Raw genomic sequence first — 17,598 nt, 5'->3', positions numbered from 1 at the left:
TTAATAATTTTTTAAGTTTAGTTAATACACCTTTTAAAATTATGACATAATGTATAAAATGATATAATAGCAGTTAAATTTTAGTTAAAATTGAAACATAGCATGTTAATTGCTTACTTATTTAGCATTAAATTTGTTTGCGAGAAAACAAGAAATAACAATCAATAAATAAAAAAGAAAGATATACAATGAAGAGTACTTTAAAAAAACTATTACCATTTGCAGTAGTGGGAATTGTCTCAGGAGCTACTACCGTTGGGACACTACAATACTTCGGTCAGCATTCCAATAACGGTGACCAGTCTTACTTCACAGCAGCAGCCCCTAATGCCTCATTTGTAGGAATGAATACCGGAGCTGTAGGCGATGATTTTGTAAAGGCTTCAAAAACTACAGTTCCGGCTGTTGTTACCATCAAAAATTACCAGAGCAGATCAACGAGCAGAGCTTCAGAGCAGGATCTGTTTGATTTCTTCTTCGGAGATCCTTTCGGAGGAAGAGGACAACAGAGACAGAAGCAGCAGGCTCCGGACAATATGCCATCAGGAATGGGATCCGGTGTAATCATTTCACCGGACGGATATATCATCTCCAACAATCACGTTGTTGCGGGAGCCAATAAACTGGAAGTGGTCTTAAGCAACAAAAAGTCTTACATCGCTACCCTTGTGGGAACTGATCCAAACACGGATATTTCTTTACTTAAGATTGAAGAGAAAGGACTTCCTTATTTAAATTTTGCCAATTCAGACAATATTGAGGTTGGGCAATGGGTACTTGCAGTAGGAAATCCACTGGGATTGAACTCTACTGTTACAGCAGGTATTGTCTCTGCTAAAGGCAGGGGAATTGGTATCCTGGGAGGCCAGGGCAAAGCTACCAATCCTATTGAAAGCTTTATCCAGACTGACGCAGCGATTAACCCTGGTAACTCAGGAGGGGCCCTTGTTAACGTCAATGGTGATCTAATCGGGATCAATTCTGCAATCCAATCTACTACAGGATATTACCAGGGTTACGGATTTGCTGTTCCGGCTAATTTAGCAAGAAAAATTGTTGAAGATATCAAGAAATTCGGAATCGTACAGAGAGGATTCTTAGGAGTTTCATCATTAGACCTTTCTAATGACCAGCAGGTAGCTGCTTACAACCAGCAGTATAAAACAAACATCAAAGCAGGTTCAGGAGTTTATGTAACCGGATTCGGGGATAACAGCGGTGCTGAAGATGCAGGTCTGAAAAAAGGAGATATCATTACTAAAATAGACACTTATGATATTACGGACTTCGCCGACCTTTCCATGTCTATCGGAAGTAAGCGTCCGGGTGATAAGGTTCAGGTAACTTATCTGAGAAACGGTAAGCCAAACACAACTACGGTGACCCTTAAAGACCAGAAAGGAGGAACAACCACCCGTACTAAAGATGATTTAAGCGTAACGGAAAAAATAGGAGCAGATTTTGATCCTCTTAATGAAAAGTTTAAAACAGAATATGGGCTAAACAGCGGAGTCGTTGCTAAAAATGTAAGCGAAGGAAGCGAGATGGCTAAAATCGGAATCGTGGACAACTATATCATTATAGAGATCAACGGTAAGCCTGTCAATTCACAGAAAGATGTAGAAAAGATCCTGGATAAATACCAGGGCAATGTACAGGTGAAATTCGTGGATGACTACGGAAGAATCTATACTAAAGGATTCAAGATGCCTTAATCAATACAGACAATAGTCTTTCATATCAACAAAAAAACGCTGCAGATTTGCAGCGTTTTTTTTATTTGGTTTTGTTCATTTTATCAGCGATCTTCTTTTTCTTATTCCGTTCATAAATAATCTCTACAATCTTTCCTCCAATCCACGAAAACGGGAAAAACGTAAGAAAAATAGAGATTTTATAAAATGTAGGATGGTATGGAAATACAATAACATCCAGCATGGCTATGAACAGCATAATAAAACCGATAAGAATAGCATACGCTACCTTAGCATACTTTACAATAAGTGCAGTAGCCACTCCTCCTATCGTTGTTCCCAGCCCTGAAATAAACAGCAGAAATCCGAAAAATGCATTATCGCCTCTCATGCTGTAAAGAAATCTCTGCCAGTGCTCAAAGGGAGCAAAAGCTTCGAAAGTGATCCATTGCGGAAAAACCCTTATACCAAGAGTAATAATCAGCCCGGCTATTCCAAGGCCTACAAGAACCGCAATTGTATTTCTTATAAAATTCATTAATCCTGATGTGCGATCATAGAAATTTCAATATCAACATTCTTAGGCAGGCAGGAAACCTGTACCGTTTCACGGGCCGGATAGCTGTCTGCATCAAGATATGAAGCATAAATATCGTTCATTACTGCAAAATCGTCCATACTTTTAAGGAATATGGTAGCTTTCACTACGTTTTTAAACGTCATTCCCGTTTCAGTAAGAATAGCCTCAAGGTTTTTCATCACCTGGTGCGTTTCCTTTTCAATTCCCTCTACCAGTTTACCAGTTGCAGGATCTACAGGGATCTGTCCGGAAATGTATAAAACTCCGTTGGCCATATTAGCTTGTGAGTAAGGCCCGATTGCTGCAGGTGCATTAACTGTGTTGATTATTTGTTTCATATGTGGATATTTATTTTTTCAAAGGTCAGCATATAATTACCATCATCTGCATTCGTTTGTTAACCAATTTGGGCGACAGTGATTTCATGAGATTTATTTTGGTTGCAAATATAAAATTTATATTTACAATTGTCAATCTGATATTAGAAAGGTGCGCCAGGCTGCGTAAAACTTCTGTCTTTGTATTTCAATGCATCACTTAAGATATTAGCTTTGATACCGATAAAGAAGTCATATACCTTATACTGTCCGAAAGGAACCCAGTTGAAGTTGATCGTGAAACTTCGCTGATCTCTGGTAAACCCGATTCTTGTATAAGCAAGATCTTTCGTCACAAGATCAAAGTGCGTACTCCCGTTGATATTCCAGTAAGGGGTTAGCTTAATGCTGCCATCCAGACCTACAGAAGCAATCTTAGTACCAAGTGCCGACAATCCTTTTGAATAAGCATAGTTGGCATTGATATTCAAAGTCCATGCCTGGTCGAAATGGGCATAATTATCATCGTCAAAATAATAATTTTCATTTCTTATTTCTCCTTTTGCCGGATACTTTTTGGCATAATCTGTTTTCTCGCCAAAGAGTTCGCTGCTTAAAGGATATGATAACTGTACGTTGAAACCCTGTACACTGAAATGTCCAAACTGTTCCGTTCTCACTCCCTGTGTTGCACCCGGAGCAAAGACAATTTTATAAGGATCCAGTGAGAGACTGGTATTCACATTTAATTTATTATTGAAGAAAGAAGACTGTCCGTTGATGCTGAATACAGACCATGGATGATCTTTCGCTGCAAAATTGTAGTTCCCTGAAAGGTTAAGAGATTCAAAGATTTTTATTTTCTTGACACCGGTAGAATCAGTTTTAGATTTTACTTTCATTTCAATATTGTTTCCAATATTAAAACCTAAGGCTCCTACCACTCCGCTTGACGGGCTTCCCACAATTCCTTTTTCAAAAATAGAATAAGGGGTCAGGGCTCCCTCTGCATTATAATAGTTTTTATAATATCCGAAACCGGGACTTGAGAAATCCGGTGAATATGTAAAGCTAAGACTTGGTGTCATCATATGTCTTACCGCTTCTACCGCAGAACCTTTTTTAAACTTCAGCATACCATAAAGAGTGGTCTGAAGACTGGCAGATGAAGAGAAGGTGGAATATCCGGCAATATTTTTCTGAATTTCGTCTACATCCGCATTCTTTACAGGATCATAATATTTTTTAAGTGTCTTAGTGGTTAAAGCGTTATCAATATTGGCACTTAAGCTGAACGTGAAATATTTGGCCACCGTTGTGTTGGTTCCCAATGCAATATTATTTTTCAGTCCTGTCTGCATCTTATCCCACATAGCCTTTGTAAAAAGCTCGTTTTCCTGTGTATTTACAAAGTTCGTCAGATTAAAGCCTGTGTTCACTGTAATATTTTCAAGAAGACCCTGTCTCACTCCTGTTTTCGATTTAAACAGATAAAACTGATTGATTGCCACATTCATCTGAGGAAGACGAAGATCTGCAAGCCCGGTGGCAAAGTTTTGAGAATAGGAGGCTGTCCCGGTAATGGTTGCAGGCAGCTTTAGGAATCTTTTTGTGACTGTTACCGCTGAACTCTGCTGTGTATTCAGAACGTTCTGGTTGAAAATATAGTTATTATTGAGCGGGTTGTTATAAAACTTGGTACTTACAATATCCACTGAAGCACTGAAGGTCAGGAAAGGATTTGCCTTTGTGTCCTGAGTATGCGTCCATGCGATTCTGTATGTGCTGTTTTTGGTATAATCGTCCAAACCTTTAATTCCTCTCACCATGGTTCCCACATCGGCTGTAAAAGTCCCGGAATACCTGTATTTCTTCAGATAATTCATCTGCGGCCTTAGGTTCCAGCTTCCTTTGGTATAGATATCTGCCAGTATTTTAAGATCAAAATGCTCTCCTATCGGCTGGTAATATCCCAATCCGTTAAGAAAAAATCCTACATCTTCCCTTTCCCCAAAACTCGGGATCAGGATACCTGCTGCCCTCTTTTCTGAAAACGGAAGAATGGCAAACGGAAGAATAAGAGGAGTGGGTACTCTTTCTATATACATCTGAATAGGTCCTGTAACAATCTGCGATTTGTTTTTCGTCTTGATCAGCTTGATGTTGGATGCCCGCATAAAGTAATCCGAGGCCGTATCTTTTTTCTTGATATAGTATTCATCTGTTGTATAATCTGCGTTTCTCATGGCAAAAACAGAATCATTATATTTTTTGGTTTTCTGTGCGGTGATTACCCCTTCGCTTTCTTCTGTTCTGGCATTAAAAGCAATGGCCTGCTTGGTTTTGGTATTGTAGCTGAACTCATTGGTTTCATACTTTTTCCCAGCCTGAGTGGTAATTACAGGTTCTATGATCTTCCCTAAAGAGTCCTGTTTTCCGCGGGCATAGATCAGATTTTTATTGTCGTCAATAGAAATATAATCTGCATCTATCTGCATATCCTGGTATTTTACCTGGGCATTTTTATTCAGAAATGTCATTTTTTTCGGAACATCTCTACGCTGATCATCCGCCTTTGTACGGAGAACATCATCTAAAGCTTCCTTTTTTACAATAATGGTATCCTTTTTGGGAATAGTATCATTAACCACATTTTTAGGCAATTTTTCAGGGGTTTTCTGTGCTAAAAAATTGTTAAAAATTAGGATAATTAAAATTTGTAATATATTTTTGAGGACGGTTTTGGCCAATTTTATTCTTTAATTAAGGCTCAAAATTAGTATAATTTTTAAAACTGTAAGATGTACAAACAAAAATTTAAAATAATTTTATCATTTCTCCTTCTTCTTTCCAGCATTTTAATTTTTTCACAAAAGAAATTTACGATCGTTTTGGACGCTGGTCATGGGGGAAGTGACCACGGAGCGAACAGGACTTATGCAGATATCGGAAGGGTTGCAGAAAAAGACGTTACACTTGCCGTTACTCTCAAAGTTGGGGCCATGTTGGAAAAAAACAGAGATTTCAAAGTTATATATACCCGTAAATTCGACGAATATCCTTCTCTTTCGGACAGAACCAATCTGGCCAACAGGAGCAAAGCCGATCTTTTTGTATCCATTCACTGTAATTCTTCACAGAGACCTACAGCCTACGGAACTGAAACTTATGTACAGGGGCCCAACCAGAATGATGAAAACCTGGAAGTGGCAAAAAGAGAGAATGATGTGATCTTTCTTGATGAAAAAGACAGACAGACCTTCGGATCTTATAATCCAAGCTCCCCGGAATCTCTTATTGCACTAAAACTTCAGCAGAACAAATACCTTGAATCAAGTTTGCTGCTTGGCGGACTGGTTGAAGGTAATTTTGTAAATAAGGATAAAAGATTTTCAAGAGGTGTTTTCCAGAAAAACCTTCACGTACTTCGTATGAATGCGATGCCTTCTGTACTGATAGAAACCGGTTTCATCAACCATCCTGAAGAAAGCCATTATCTTGCTTCTGACAAGGGACAAACCGAAATTGCGGAAAGCATCTATAATGCGATCATCGATTATAAAAAAGCAATTGACAGAAAAACAGGCGGATCGTCTTTCGCTGCCAAAAAACCTGAACCTGAAAAGCCTGCTGAATCTCCTTTAAAAAATGATTTCAGGATTTTACTGCTGAGCTCCCCTGTTAAATACAACGACGGAGATCCGGCATTAAAGGGCTTAAACTATGTTCTCCCTATTAAAGACAACGGACAGTACAAATATTACTATGGAGTTACCAATATGGCTTCGATTAGAGATATCAACCTTAAAACAGCTAAGGATGCAGGGTTCAGAAATGCTTATGCCGTAGGATTTATGCCTAATCAAAAACTGCTGACGGGGTATTATACCATAGAGGTCTATACAGGCGACAAATTGAATGGCAATTCGTTTATTCTTCAGACATTGAAAGATGTGGAGAGAAATAAAGACAATGGAGTGTTTTATTACACGTATGGTAAAGTATATACTTTAGAAGATGCTGTAAAGCTTCAAAAAGACCTTGAATCCAAGGGAATCAAGAATACTATTATCCAAAAAGTTTTTAAATAACGTAAAAAATAATTTTGAAGTTAAAAAGTTAATCATTACTTTTGCAACCTCAAAATTTGGCCTATTCGTCTAGTGGTTAGGACTCAAGATTTTCATTCTTGCAACAGGGGTTCGATTCCCCTATAGGCTACCAAATTTGATATCATGCCGGATTTAAAAATACAGGAAGCAAAACTTCTTTTTAAGAAAATCCACTCTAACCCAAAAAGTTATGATTTACAAATCAATGAAGAGGGGATTACAGGCAGGGATGATAAGATAAGTTTCAGACTTTACAGGACGGGAGAAAGGGTTGCCTTTGAAGTAACAATTGACGGACTTTCCTTTACCAATACCACTGGAGAATGGAACAATGCGATGATCATGCTAAGCAGCACGATCAAGAAAATAGAACGAGAACAAGAGAATTTAAAAATAGAACAAGCAATAGATAAACTCAGAAAATACCTGTCCGAAGAAAATTGAAAAATTTTAAAAAATAATTTGGCAGATTAAAAAAAAGTTTATAGTTTTGCACTCACATTTGAACGATATGGCAAATCATAAATCAGCATTAAAAAGAATCAGACAAAACGAAGTTAGAAAAGTTCGTAACAGATATTATCACAAGACTGCTAGAACTGCTCTTAAAGTCTTAAGAAATGAAGAGAACAAAGCTGCTGCTACAGAGCAACTGCCAAAGGTTATCGCTTTATTGGATAAATTAGCTAAGAGAAATATTATCCACAAGAACAAAGCTGCTAACTTGAAAAGTAAATTAACAAAGCACGTTAATAAATTAGCGTAAAAGTATAGTAGGCCCGTTCGTCTATCGGTTAGGACCTCAGATTTTCATTCTGGTAAGAGGGGTTCGATTCCCCTACGGGCTACAAAATTTAATCACTGCTAACCGGGTGGTTAATAAGAGTTGAAACTTATAAAAACAAAAAATCTAACCCGCTAATTATTTAGTGTTAGATAGATGGCCCGTTCGTCTATCGGTTAGGACCTCAGATTTTCATTCTGGTAAGAGGGGTTCGATTCCCCTACGGGCTACTTAAAGAGAGATTCTAAGAATAGAATCTCTCTTTTTATTTTATCCTTTAAAATATTCCACTGCATCTATTATTAAGAGATTTTCACATTTAAAATAGTGTGAATTTTTATTTTTTTATCTATCTTTGCAATCATCAGATGATAAGATGTATTTATGCAAATTCAAAGAAGAACATTAGCGCAGGAAGTCGCAGACAGATTAATTCAGGGGATTACCAATGAAGAATATGCGGTAGGCGATAAACTTCCGATTGAACCGGAATTGATGAAGATCTATGGTGTAGGCCGCTCCAGTATCCGTGAAGCAATAAAAATTTTATCAATAAAAGGAGTCCTGAGTGTACAGCAGGGTGTGGGTACATTTGTTACTTCGAAGAACATCCAGGAATCACTGGAGGATCAGATCAACAATGCTGAATTCAACGAAGTGTATGAGGTACGTTCTCTCTTAGATTCAAAGATAGCGGCAAAAGCAGCTACCAGCCGAAGTGAAAAGGAGCTAGAGACGATTAAAATGTATCTGGATCTCAGAGATCAGTTTGCGAAGAAAAACCAGGCGCTGGAATGCTACCAAGCTGATATTAATTTTCATATCTCTATTGCTGAAGCCTGTGGCAATACTCTTTTGAAAGAAATTTACAGAATTGCAAGTAAGCATATCCTCAGAACTTTTGAAACCAGTCATAAAAATAACACAGAATCTTTTAAAATCTCACAAAAAATACATACGGATCTTTATAAGTCTATTGAAAATAAAGATTCTGAAAATGCAGCGCGTATTGCACAACTGATCGTTGACAGAGTGTATTAAAATAAATTTTTAACAAAATTCATCAGATGATATGATGAATAAAATTACAATTCATGGAAAATCTACAGACAAAGGCAATTGACACCAGCAAAATTGTTTACCCGATCTTATTTATGATCAGCTTTTCTCATTTTTTAAATGATCTGATACAGTCTACAATCCCTTCATTATATCCTATTCTAAAAGGGGAATTCAGCCTGTCCTTTTCTCAGATTGGTATCATTACATTGGTGTTTCAGCTTACTGCATCTATTTTACAGCCTTTCGTTGGAATTTATACGGATAAAAAGCCGAATCCAAGATCTTTAGCAGTAGGAATGGGATTATCAATGGCAGGATTGTTACTTTTAGCAGCAGCCCATCAATATTATATGATTCTGATTTCAGTGGCATTAATCGGGATGGGATCTTCCATTTTTCATCCAGAGGCATCCCGAGTTGCCCAATTGGCATCCGGCGGACAAAAAGGACTTGCCCAGTCCATTTTTCAGGTAGGTGGAAATTCAGGGAGTGCTATTGGTCCTCTATTGGTCGCTTTAGTTGTGCTTCCTCTGGGGCAGGGCTATGTAAGCCTTTTTGCTATCGCTGCTTTTATAGGAATTATAGTGCTATGGAGAATTGGGAACTGGTATGCGGAAAGATTATCTCTTAAAAAAACAACGCAGCATTCCAGTAATATCATAACTGTAGAACTGTCCCGCAAAAAGGTTATATTTTCTATTACCGTTCTGCTGGCACTGGTATTTTCTAAGTACATTTATTTGGCATCCATGACTAATTATTTTACGTTTTTTCTCATTGATAAGTTTCACATTTCTGTAAAGGATTCCCAATTATATTTATTCATGTTTCTTGCAGCGGTTGCTATTGGAACTATTTTAGGAGGAAGGCTGGGTGATAAATACGGAAGAAAGAAAATCATATGGGTCTCTATACTTGGAGCAGCACCTTTTACTCTTTGTCTTCCGTATCTTCCCTTAGTATGGACTGTGGTATTTGCGGTTTTAATCGGGTTAATTATTGCTTCGGCTTTTTCTGCAATTCTGGTATATGCTACAGACCTTTTGCCCAATAAAATTGGATTGGTGGCCGGATTGTTTTTTGGTTTTATGTTTGGGATGGGTGGAATCGGTTCTGCTGTTCTGGGAGCTTTGGCAGATGATACCAGCATTGAATATGTATTTAAAATCTGTGCATTCTTACCTCTTATGGGTATAATAACTGCTTTTTTACCTAATATTAAAGGTAGAAAAAAATAATTCCTTTGGAAATAAGGTGGGTGAACTCATAGATAAATCTGATAAGTCTCTGTTTAATTATTAATATTATATAATTCACATTAAATAGAAATAATATTGCCCACCTTCACTTTTATGCTTAAATTTGGATAAAGCATTAACCAAAAATCTCTATAGCATGAAATCCATTTTACTTTCAAAGGGCCGTCTTTTTCAGGCCGCGTTATTTTTAGCTTTTTTATTCCAATCAGGCAATACACAGGCGCAAAACAGAATCTATGCCCATGATCAACTCTCCAATGTCTATGGAGTATGCCTGGGATGTGCCGTTCAAAATCCATTGAATGCCGTGGGCGATAACGAAGACAACTATTCTACTATGGTTATGGGCACCGTTTTATTAGGTGGTGTTGAACAGACCCTGAGATTCCCTGAAGTGAGAATCAATACTAAATTAGTCATTGGTATCGGTACCAATGACATTCCTCTCACTGTTCAGCTCCTAAGCGGCATATACATAGAGACGATGAGCGGAACCACAGCTAACAATGACAGTCAAATGATAACCGGAAACTTACTGAAGCTTTCCGACAATCCTTCCAGAGCAACTATTGAATTTGTTCCCGTCAGCTCCTATAACGCAGTTAAAATAAGGCTGAGTGGTGGTGTACTAAGTCTGGGTGGCGGATTCAGGGTGTATTATGCTTATCAGGATCCTCTTGCCACCATTATGGCTTACAGCAGGGCCGGACAGATTACTCTGAGTGGTACTGTTCCATTGGAAGGGTCTGAAGTTACCCTGAGAAATACTTCCGGCAAAGAGGTACACCGCTCTACCCTTACTTCCAAAACTTTTGAACTGTCTTCTCCACAGCCTGAAGGAATTTATATACTGACGATAGAAACGAAAGATAAAAAAACTTATTCCCGTAAGATCAGAATCAATAATTAAATAATAATACATATTAAAGATTCGGCAGGCTTTCAGCCTGCCGAAATCTTTTACTACCTGCTTTAAAGTAAAAAAACCGGCGGCCCAAATGGGCCGCCGGTTCATTGAAATATATAGACTGTGATGGTTATTTCTTGATCAACTTCTGCTGATATGCTGCTTTATCAGTTACAGCTTTTAGAATATATACTCCGTTCGGAAGCATACTTACATTGATCTGGCCATTGTTCAGCGGTGCATTTATTATTTTACCAGAGGCATCGTAAATGGTAACATTCAGGATCTTTTCCTGAGTTTTAAGAGTTAAAATATCTGTCACCGGATTCGGGTAAATACTGAATTCAATTTTCTTCACTTCTGCCGTGGCCAAAGTAGAAGTTGTACTGTTGACAGTAAGCAGTTTCTCTACTACCCTTCCATTTGAATTAAAACTGATCTTAATATCAGCCGTTCCTGAGGCAACCGGAGTTAGAACCAGTTCGTCATTCGCATTGATCACTGCAGAAACTGCAGCCGGATTTGAGTTTGACTTAATTGATTTTACAATAGCAGATGAAAGATTGTCTTCGTCAGAAACTATTGTTTTCAGGTCTATTACAGAAGCATTATTCACATTAACCTGAGATGGAAATGTACTGCTCACCGTAGGAAGCGTATTATCTGGGAATACTGCCATAGCAGGGAACCAATAGTAATCATTAAGTGTTTTTGTATTGGTAATGGTTCCGTTAACGCCAATAGTATGGATCCAGTTTTTCTGATAGTGTGCTCCAAAACCGCTTTCAGTAGTATTCAGAATCAGCTCATCAGTAGTTGGGTTCACACGGAGTCCTGCTCCGTAAGGAATCTGTTTGTAAGTACCTGTCTGTCCCGGAATGGTTGCAAAGCTTTCGTTAAATGCTTTTGTCGTTACATCAAATTTTACAATCTGTGTACCTGAAACAAAACTGTTAACTGAGTTGATCCAGTATAAAACATTCTGTTTGCTGCTCGCTGAAAAGCTTCCTGCATTCCACGCTCCCCATGAACCTAAATATTTGGTCGTAGGAATATTATAAGAAGTGGTTGCAAAAGTCGTAGGATGAATATTCACTACTTTCTGATCCTGGATCGCCCAGATACTTCCGTCTTTAGCCTGAACAATAGAATGAAAAGCTCCCGGAATCGTACTCACCAGCGTATCTGTCGCCGGGTCAATGACTAAAATTCCTGCAGATTGCTTCACGGCAAATACATATTTTGAAGAACGGATCATATTTCCGATCTGGCCGGCATACTGACCGCCTCCGCCTGTTCCGGTTATCAGGCTTCCAACCTGCATATTCGCGATATCGAATACAAAAATACCATTCGAAGCTCCGATGTATCCTTTGTTTTCATTAACTCCTACAAAGGATCTTCCGTCGCCACCGCCAATATTATTAAATCCTGCAATTTTCTGCATCGTTTGTGCATTCGCTACTACCAGTCTTCCTCCCGGGGTATACTGAGTATCTCCGCCATCTGCAGCCTGCTTCGAAATAAAATAGAATTTATCTCCGTAGATTGTTCCGTATTGCGTTGTAGCACCAAAGGCCTGATTGTTATTGGCATTGCTGTACACACGGTAATTAACCTGCCCATTATTGCCGATGAAATTTACAGAACCGTTGGTATGCCCGAACCATTCTTCATTGACCATAAAGTAACCGTCAGTAAAATTGGTAGAAACAGAAGAAGCAGAAGCAGCATAAACAGATACGGGTGTCAGCGTTGAAGAAATAGGAAAAGAAGCCAACCCTGGGCTAAAATTCCATACATCCCATGAACCGTTCTGAAGCACACGGGAAGAAGCCCCTACTCCTGAATATCCAAAATCAGCATCCGTAGGATCTTTTACCCAATAAGACCAGTAGCTGTTGTACCATCCTGATCCCCAATGATCCCCGGCATCAGCAGCCGTAAAATCATCGAAATCATATGCACCTGTATTTACAATGCCATTTACAGGGTAAAGAGGATAGGTTATATTCCCGTTTTTATAAAGTGCGTTGGTATTCTGACCGTTTAGGTCAAACCCCATTCCTCCGATGGCTGTTCCGAACTGGGTTCCCGGATAAAACAATGTAAAAAATCTGTGATCTGCCTTTGCAATTGCCTTCAGCATATCTTCTCCGGTAGCATTTCCGTTCCATCGGAAGCCCCATACCAAGGCATCAGGATTCTTGCTGTCGTTCCACTGAACCACAAAAGCCGCTTCATTAGTACCACTCCCTACCCAATACTGAATATCGGAGAAGTTGATATTGGTGGTTACTGTTGTATTCAGCTGGTTGCCGCCGATACCCTGAATATCATTTCTGGGCACTCCTTGTACTGCCACCTGTGCATTCGTAAAGAACGCAAAAAAGAACAGCATGGTCAAAAGGTAAAACTTTTTCATTTTTTCGAATTATATATTAAAATTTATTTTATTTAAGATGCAGATCGTAAGCTCCTGCCACTTCTGTAGAAACTTCCCCAAGCCATCCTGCTTCCTGATTGATTCCAGTATATACCTTGATAAAATCGATGCCGGGAAGCTTTACATAATTCCCGCTTTTATCTACAGCCCAGGAAATGTCGATGTTGGAAGCCTCATCATTGTTCGGCGCATTGTCTGCATAGCCGTAATCGTAAGATGTTCCTACCCAATAAGCCCCCGTCCCGCTCTGGTCGTAAAAATTATCCTTCAATCTGGTTCCCGTAAGGCTGTAAGAAGCACCGGAAAGCCACAAAGGATAATAGCTTTGTGCATGGAAGGTATTTTTAGTTTTAAATCCTGAATTCCCAAAATTATCCTGCCATTTGATGTACTCCACATCAGTCTGCCAAAACTCACTTCCGGGAACGGGGGGCTTGTTCTCATTGGGCTTGAAGTAAGTTATAGTGTAGTTTTTTGTCGTTGAATTTTTAAAATATTCGCTGCCCGCAATTTCATACCATTCATCTTCATCCGGTTTGCCGTTTTTATTCTTGTCGTAGCCCACCATGATAATTCCGGGCTCACATGATCCTGACCGGGTGGCATTGGCATTGTTTCCCCAAAAAGCATTTCCCAGAATTTTAAAATCTCTTCCTTCAAGATTAGGAATGGTATGATCGAAGCCAAAAGCAACATAACCGCCGAAACCTCCCAGCGTAATCATGGTAGCATTTTCGCCTACTAAGGATTCTTTGGCCCTTTTGATCATATCAGCCTCTGTGTTTCCGTTTACATATTCAGGGATCTCATTGATGAACTGGCCCGTGGCCGGACGGAAATCAAAAACATTTGATATATATTTACTGTAAGGGGTCAGCTCTTTATTCACAATGATCGTGGACTTATAGATCTTCGCTGCTCCTTTTACCTCTACTTTCAGGGTCAAAGGATAATTTTGTACAGTGGAACTGACAAAATCCAGTTGCAGATGATCGGAAATCACAGAATCGTTAATGCTCCAGGTCAGTTTACCTTCAATTTTAGGGTCTATCATCAAAAGTTTAAGCCTGTCGATCGTATAAGATTCTTTAAGTACTTCAGCAGGAAAAGTTACTTCCTCTACCACTTCTTCGCTGTCGCTTTTACAGGCTGCAGCTCCCAGCAGGACTGAAGAGAGCAGTATCGTTTTTAAAATATGTTTTGTTTTTCTTTCCATTTTTTCTGATCTGATTATTTATATAAAAAAGCAAAGTGAGCAGGGATATTCCCGCCTTCTGTTTTCCACTTGAATTTTCCGGTCTTATCAAAACAGTATACATAGCCGGTGGTCACGTAGTTTTTCGCATCCGTTAGATAAATATCTTCTGTATAGGGATTTACAGCAATTCCGTAAGGTGCTTTGATCTCGTCCACATATTGCTGGTCAATAATTTTGTTGGAAATCACCTGCTCTGTCTTGACATCGATGATTCCAAAGGTTTTGACGTATGTATGGGTATTGTAATTAAATTCATTTCCGTAATAGTACAGCTTGTCATTCACGATCGTCATTCCGCTGACAGCGACATGAAAATCTTTTTTCACGGTTCCTGTAGCCGCATCCACAAGGAAAAGACTGGATGGAATATTGTAATAATCCCCTCTGGAACTCACGTACAGATCTCCGTAGTTGTCCTTTTTAATACGGTGAAGATTAATGGCTACATCAATTTTTTTTGTTTCCGTGAATGTATTGAGGTTGATGACAGAAACGGTTTTATCATAATTCGGAAATCTGTACCCTCCGGAATTGGCTACAAAAAGCTGATCTCCCATCACTTCTATCTCTTCAGGCTGATACCCGACTACTACCTGTCTTTCGATGTTCAGGGATGTCGTATCAATTTCCACTACTTTTCCCGGAGGAGAATTTGGATTCAATTCAACGGGACCTGCGTAACTGCTGGCATAGACTTTATTGCCTTTAAAAGCCAGATAACGGCAGTTCTGCAGCTGTATGGTTTTGATTCGTTTGGCCGTTTTTGCTTCCAGCACTTCAATTTTATTGGAAACATTCACCACCACATACATTTTACTTCCGTAGATCATGATATGATTTCCCACATCACCAAGCTCTTTAACCACGGAAGGATTGGTTTCTCCATAAATATTCTTACGGTACGTTCCTGTCGCATAATCGAAATAATCGAGCGTACATTTGTTGCTCCCCATATTTCCCTCGTTCAGAAGATAAAACCCTTTAATAGGTGTATCTTCTCCGTTGCTTACCTCTTTCGTTTCCGAAGGAACTATATTGTCATCCGTCCTACATGAGAACAGAAAGAAAAGAGTAAAAGCCAGCAGGCAAAAGTTTAGTTTTTTCATAATGTAAAGCTTACAATAAGTTTAAAATTTCTTCCGGGCATCGGATAATTCCTGACCACGTCATAGTATTGATTAAGGACATTGTTGACCTCAAAACCGGCTTTAATCTGGTGAGAATGCCAGTTGAATTTTTTCTGAACGGATAAATCATGCGTGTACCATGGCTGGCGATAATTGGCTTTGATATTATTCAGCTGGGCATCATAGCGTTCTCCGGTGTACATAAAACTGTAATTGAAACTCCAGTTTTTATAGTCTGCCATTAGGGTAAAAGTCAATGCATGCCATGGCACATAGGAGATCTGGTCACCGTAATAGTCGTCACTTTTATCAGTATAGTCCCCGGCACGCTGATAGGTATAGCTTACCAAAGGTTTCAGTTTCACTTTATTAATGTCAAATTCAGCCTGCACATTCACGTCTGCCCCGATGATTTTCACTTCACCTAAATTCACCATCATCCATCTGAAAAGATTGGTGGTAGGAACAGCGATAATCTTGTTCTCAACTTCATTATAATAGCCATCCACTTTCACATAAATACCTTTAAAAAATTGATGGTCAAAGAGCTTCTCGTAGGTAAAACCTGCATCGTACTGATTCGTGTATTCAGGTTTCAGCATGACATTTCCGATCATGGTGTAATACAGATCATTGAAAGTAGGCATCCTGAAGACTCTTTTGTAGAAGGCCCTTACGGTAAGCTCTTTGGATTTTAAAGGCTGATAGCTCAGGAAAGCGGAAGGGGCCCATTCGGTTTTATCAGGAGACTTCGCATTCATTTTTACGTTTTCATGAACAAAAGTTCCAAGAATACTTCCCAAAAACTTAAAACGGTTCCATTGATAGGTCGTGGCAAAAGAAACGAGCGAAGTATATCGTGTAGGATATGAAAAATCTCTCAGACTGGTATTCAGATTATTATATTGAAAGTCAAAGCTCGCACTTACATCCCAGTTTTGATTAATAGAATAGAGATTGGAATTGGAAAAATAAAGCTCTCTCTGAACATACGAATTATCTATCGGAAGAACGGTTGTTGCCACATTCACCGTATCTAAAAACCGGGTGTAGTCATAAGCAAATTTCGCTTTGAACTGTGTTTCGAATTTTGGAAACAGTTTTTTGCGGAAACTGGCCTGAACAAAATAGTTTTCATCCAGCATCTGCTGACCTTTAGGCGTGAAATTATTATTAACAATGGCTGTGGGAACTCCACGATCGGAAATATAGCCGTAGCCGCGTACGCTCCAGCTTCCATCATTAATGGTTCCGTTTAAAGCAGTTTCAAAACGTTTTGCACGGATGTAAGAATCGTATCTTCTGGCAATGGTATCATTGGCAACAGATCCGTCAGAATTTTTCTTTTCATATTTAAACTTATACAATCCGTCACTCTGTACAAACTCCGAGCTGAAACTTGCCGAAACTTTATCCGAAATCTTCTGCTCCACACGGAAGGAAGGATTAAATAAACTGATGGAGCCTAATTTCAGCTTCACCGTTAAGTTGGTCTTCTGATTCCTTTTAAAAACTGGTATTTTAGGCTGAAGATAAATAGATCCGGAAGATCCGAAATCCTTTGCCGGCTGAAAAATTTCACTTTTCTGACCGTTATACAAAGAAATCGCTTCAAGATCATCCAGTGAAAACTTTCCAAGATCCACGATCCCGTTCTGAATATTCCCCAGCTGGATACCGTCATAGAAAACACCCACATGCTGGCTTCCCATACTCCGGATATTCACTGTTTTCAGACCACCCATTCCACCATAGTCTTTGATCTGAACTCCTGAAAAATACCGTAAGGCATCAGCCACCGACTGACTGTTCAGCCTTTCAAGCTGTTCCCCGGAAAGGACCTGTGCAGGAAGAATTTCTTTAAAATCTTTTTTGTAAATCTGGATCGGAAGAATCGTTTTCTCCCTGATAGTGTCTCCAGATTGTGAGAATAGAAGTTGAGATGCTGCCACAAATAATGTGATAACGCCTTTTTTAAACTGTGAAGCAGTATATTTTCTGACCATTAGCTCATTGAGAATAATGCTGACGCTAATGGATATAAGATAGCAA

Annotated in this window: 14 protein-coding genes and 3 tRNA genes; 10 read left to right on the top strand and 7 right to left on the bottom strand. The window is 39.0% G+C overall.

Going from position 1 to position 17,598, the window contains the following annotated elements; all coding sequences use genetic code 11:
- The first annotated feature begins 188 nt into the window (after positions 1–188).
- Positions 189–1,715: a trypsin-like peptidase domain-containing protein gene (locus DRF61_RS11205; RefSeq protein WP_111957022.1), complete on the top strand. Its 1,527-nt coding sequence runs from the start codon at positions 189–191 to the stop codon at positions 1,713–1,715.
- Between the two features lie 61 nt (positions 1,716–1,776).
- Here DRF61_RS11205 and DRF61_RS11200 read toward each other — a convergent pair whose 3' ends face one another.
- From DRF61_RS11200 to DRF61_RS11190, 3 genes are all read right to left on the bottom strand, one after another.
- Positions 1,777–2,232 (bottom strand): hypothetical protein, encoded by a 456-nt coding sequence (locus tag DRF61_RS11200; protein WP_111957020.1) that lies wholly within the window; start codon positions 2,230–2,232, stop codon positions 1,777–1,779.
- The gene (locus DRF61_RS11195; RefSeq protein ID WP_111957018.1) at positions 2,232–2,612 is read right to left on the bottom strand and encodes a RidA family protein; all 381 of its coding nucleotides are present in this window, start codon (positions 2,610–2,612) and stop codon (positions 2,232–2,234) included. Before DRF61_RS11195 ends, DRF61_RS11200 begins: the two co-directional genes overlap by 1 nt.
- A gap of 143 nt (positions 2,613–2,755) precedes the next feature.
- Positions 2,756–5,341, bottom strand: coding sequence for a putative LPS assembly protein LptD (locus DRF61_RS11190; RefSeq protein ID WP_111957016.1), 2,586 nt, complete (start codon positions 5,339–5,341; stop codon positions 2,756–2,758).
- Between the two features lie 51 nt (positions 5,342–5,392).
- Between DRF61_RS11190 and DRF61_RS11185 the strand changes: the two genes are divergently transcribed.
- The 9 genes from DRF61_RS11185 to DRF61_RS11145 all read left to right on the top strand — a co-directional run bounded on the left by DRF61_RS11185 (position 5,393) and on the right by DRF61_RS11145 (position 10,718).
- Positions 5,393–6,682, top strand: coding sequence for an N-acetylmuramoyl-L-alanine amidase family protein (locus DRF61_RS11185; RefSeq protein WP_111957014.1), 1,290 nt, complete (start codon positions 5,393–5,395; stop codon positions 6,680–6,682).
- A gap of 58 nt (positions 6,683–6,740) precedes the next feature.
- Positions 6,741–6,815: transfer RNA gene (locus tag DRF61_RS11180), tRNA-Glu, on the top strand.
- 11 nt (positions 6,816–6,826) lie between these two features.
- Positions 6,827–7,147 carry a hypothetical protein gene (locus DRF61_RS11175; protein WP_111957012.1) on the top strand — a complete coding sequence of 107 codons (321 nt, stop codon included), beginning with the start codon at positions 6,827–6,829 and terminating at the stop codon, positions 7,145–7,147.
- Between the two features lie 67 nt (positions 7,148–7,214).
- Positions 7,215–7,469: a 30S ribosomal protein S20 gene (gene rpsT / locus DRF61_RS11170; RefSeq protein ID WP_040993501.1), complete on the top strand. Its 255-nt coding sequence runs from the start codon at positions 7,215–7,217 to the stop codon at positions 7,467–7,469.
- 10 nt (positions 7,470–7,479) lie between these two features.
- Positions 7,480–7,551 (top strand) — tRNA-Glu (locus DRF61_RS11165).
- A gap of 94 nt (positions 7,552–7,645) precedes the next feature.
- Positions 7,646–7,717, top strand: a tRNA-Glu gene (locus DRF61_RS11160).
- A gap of 154 nt (positions 7,718–7,871) precedes the next feature.
- Positions 7,872–8,528, top strand: a complete 657-nt coding sequence (locus DRF61_RS11155; RefSeq protein WP_111957010.1) for a FadR/GntR family transcriptional regulator — start codon at positions 7,872–7,874, stop codon at positions 8,526–8,528.
- Positions 8,529–8,581: 53 nt separating this feature from the next.
- A complete protein-coding gene (locus tag DRF61_RS11150; protein ID WP_111957008.1) occupies positions 8,582–9,787 on the top strand; it encodes an MFS transporter in 1,206 nt (401 codons plus the stop codon).
- Between the two features lie 157 nt (positions 9,788–9,944).
- A complete protein-coding gene (locus DRF61_RS11145) occupies positions 9,945–10,718 on the top strand; it encodes a T9SS type A sorting domain-containing protein (RefSeq protein WP_111957006.1) in 774 nt (257 codons plus the stop codon).
- A gap of 127 nt (positions 10,719–10,845) precedes the next feature.
- On the opposite strand, the gene DRF61_RS11140 is transcribed toward DRF61_RS11145, so the two are convergent.
- From DRF61_RS11140 to DRF61_RS11125, 4 genes are read right to left on the bottom strand one after another with little or no spacing between them, the layout of a single operon-like run.
- Positions 10,846–13,140 carry a DUF5074 domain-containing protein gene (locus tag DRF61_RS11140; protein ID WP_111957004.1) on the bottom strand — a complete coding sequence of 765 codons (2,295 nt, stop codon included), beginning with the start codon at positions 13,138–13,140 and terminating at the stop codon, positions 10,846–10,848.
- A gap of 28 nt (positions 13,141–13,168) precedes the next feature.
- Complete coding sequence (locus tag DRF61_RS11135) at positions 13,169–14,377, bottom strand: cell surface protein (RefSeq protein WP_111957002.1); 1,209 nt, start codon at positions 14,375–14,377, stop codon at positions 13,169–13,171.
- A gap of 14 nt (positions 14,378–14,391) precedes the next feature.
- Positions 14,392–15,525, bottom strand: coding sequence for a YncE family protein (locus DRF61_RS11130; RefSeq protein WP_111957000.1), 1,134 nt, complete (start codon positions 15,523–15,525; stop codon positions 14,392–14,394).
- Positions 15,522–17,552: a TonB-dependent receptor plug domain-containing protein gene (locus DRF61_RS11125; RefSeq protein ID WP_111956998.1), complete on the bottom strand. Its 2,031-nt coding sequence runs from the start codon at positions 17,550–17,552 to the stop codon at positions 15,522–15,524. Before DRF61_RS11125 ends, DRF61_RS11130 begins: the two co-directional genes overlap by 4 nt.
- Positions 17,553–17,598: the final 46 nt, after the last annotated feature.

Source organism: Chryseobacterium lathyri (assembly GCF_003290185.1).
Lineage (GTDB): Bacteria > Bacteroidota > Bacteroidia > Flavobacteriales > Weeksellaceae > Chryseobacterium > Chryseobacterium lathyri.
Note: the sequence above shows the minus strand (reverse complement) of the source record. Positions and strands in the feature narration are given on the sequence as shown.

Bases quoted from the DNA above. Each gene is read 5' to 3' on its own strand.
- DRF61_RS11185 (WP_111957014.1), top strand. From the start codon at position 5,393: ATGTACAAACAAAAATTTAAAATAATTTTATCATTTCTCCTTCTTCTT.
- DRF61_RS11200 (WP_111957020.1), bottom strand. From the start codon at position 2,232: ATGAATTTTATAAGAAATACAATTGCGGTTCTTGTAGGCCTTGGAATA.
- DRF61_RS11145 (WP_111957006.1), top strand. From the start codon at position 9,945: ATGAAATCCATTTTACTTTCAAAGGGCCGTCTTTTTCAGGCCGCGTTA.
- DRF61_RS11175 (WP_111957012.1), top strand. From the start codon at position 6,827: ATGCCGGATTTAAAAATACAGGAAGCAAAACTTCTTTTTAAGAAAATC.
- DRF61_RS11125 (WP_111956998.1), bottom strand. From the start codon at position 17,552: ATGGTCAGAAAATATACTGCTTCACAGTTTAAAAAAGGCGTTATCACA.
- DRF61_RS11140 (WP_111957004.1), bottom strand. From the start codon at position 13,140: ATGAAAAAGTTTTACCTTTTGACCATGCTGTTCTTTTTTGCGTTCTTT.
- rpsT (WP_040993501.1), top strand. From the start codon at position 7,215: ATGGCAAATCATAAATCAGCATTAAAAAGAATCAGACAAAACGAAGTT.
- DRF61_RS11150 (WP_111957008.1), top strand. From the start codon at position 8,582: ATGGAAAATCTACAGACAAAGGCAATTGACACCAGCAAAATTGTTTAC.
- DRF61_RS11130 (WP_111957000.1), bottom strand. From the start codon at position 15,525: ATGAAAAAACTAAACTTTTGCCTGCTGGCTTTTACTCTTTTCTTTCTG.
- DRF61_RS11155 (WP_111957010.1), top strand. From the start codon at position 7,872: ATGCAAATTCAAAGAAGAACATTAGCGCAGGAAGTCGCAGACAGATTA.
- DRF61_RS11135 (WP_111957002.1), bottom strand. From the start codon at position 14,377: ATGGAAAGAAAAACAAAACATATTTTAAAAACGATACTGCTCTCTTCA.
- DRF61_RS11195 (WP_111957018.1), bottom strand. From the start codon at position 2,612: ATGAAACAAATAATCAACACAGTTAATGCACCTGCAGCAATCGGGCCT.
- DRF61_RS11205 (WP_111957022.1), top strand. From the start codon at position 189: ATGAAGAGTACTTTAAAAAAACTATTACCATTTGCAGTAGTGGGAATT.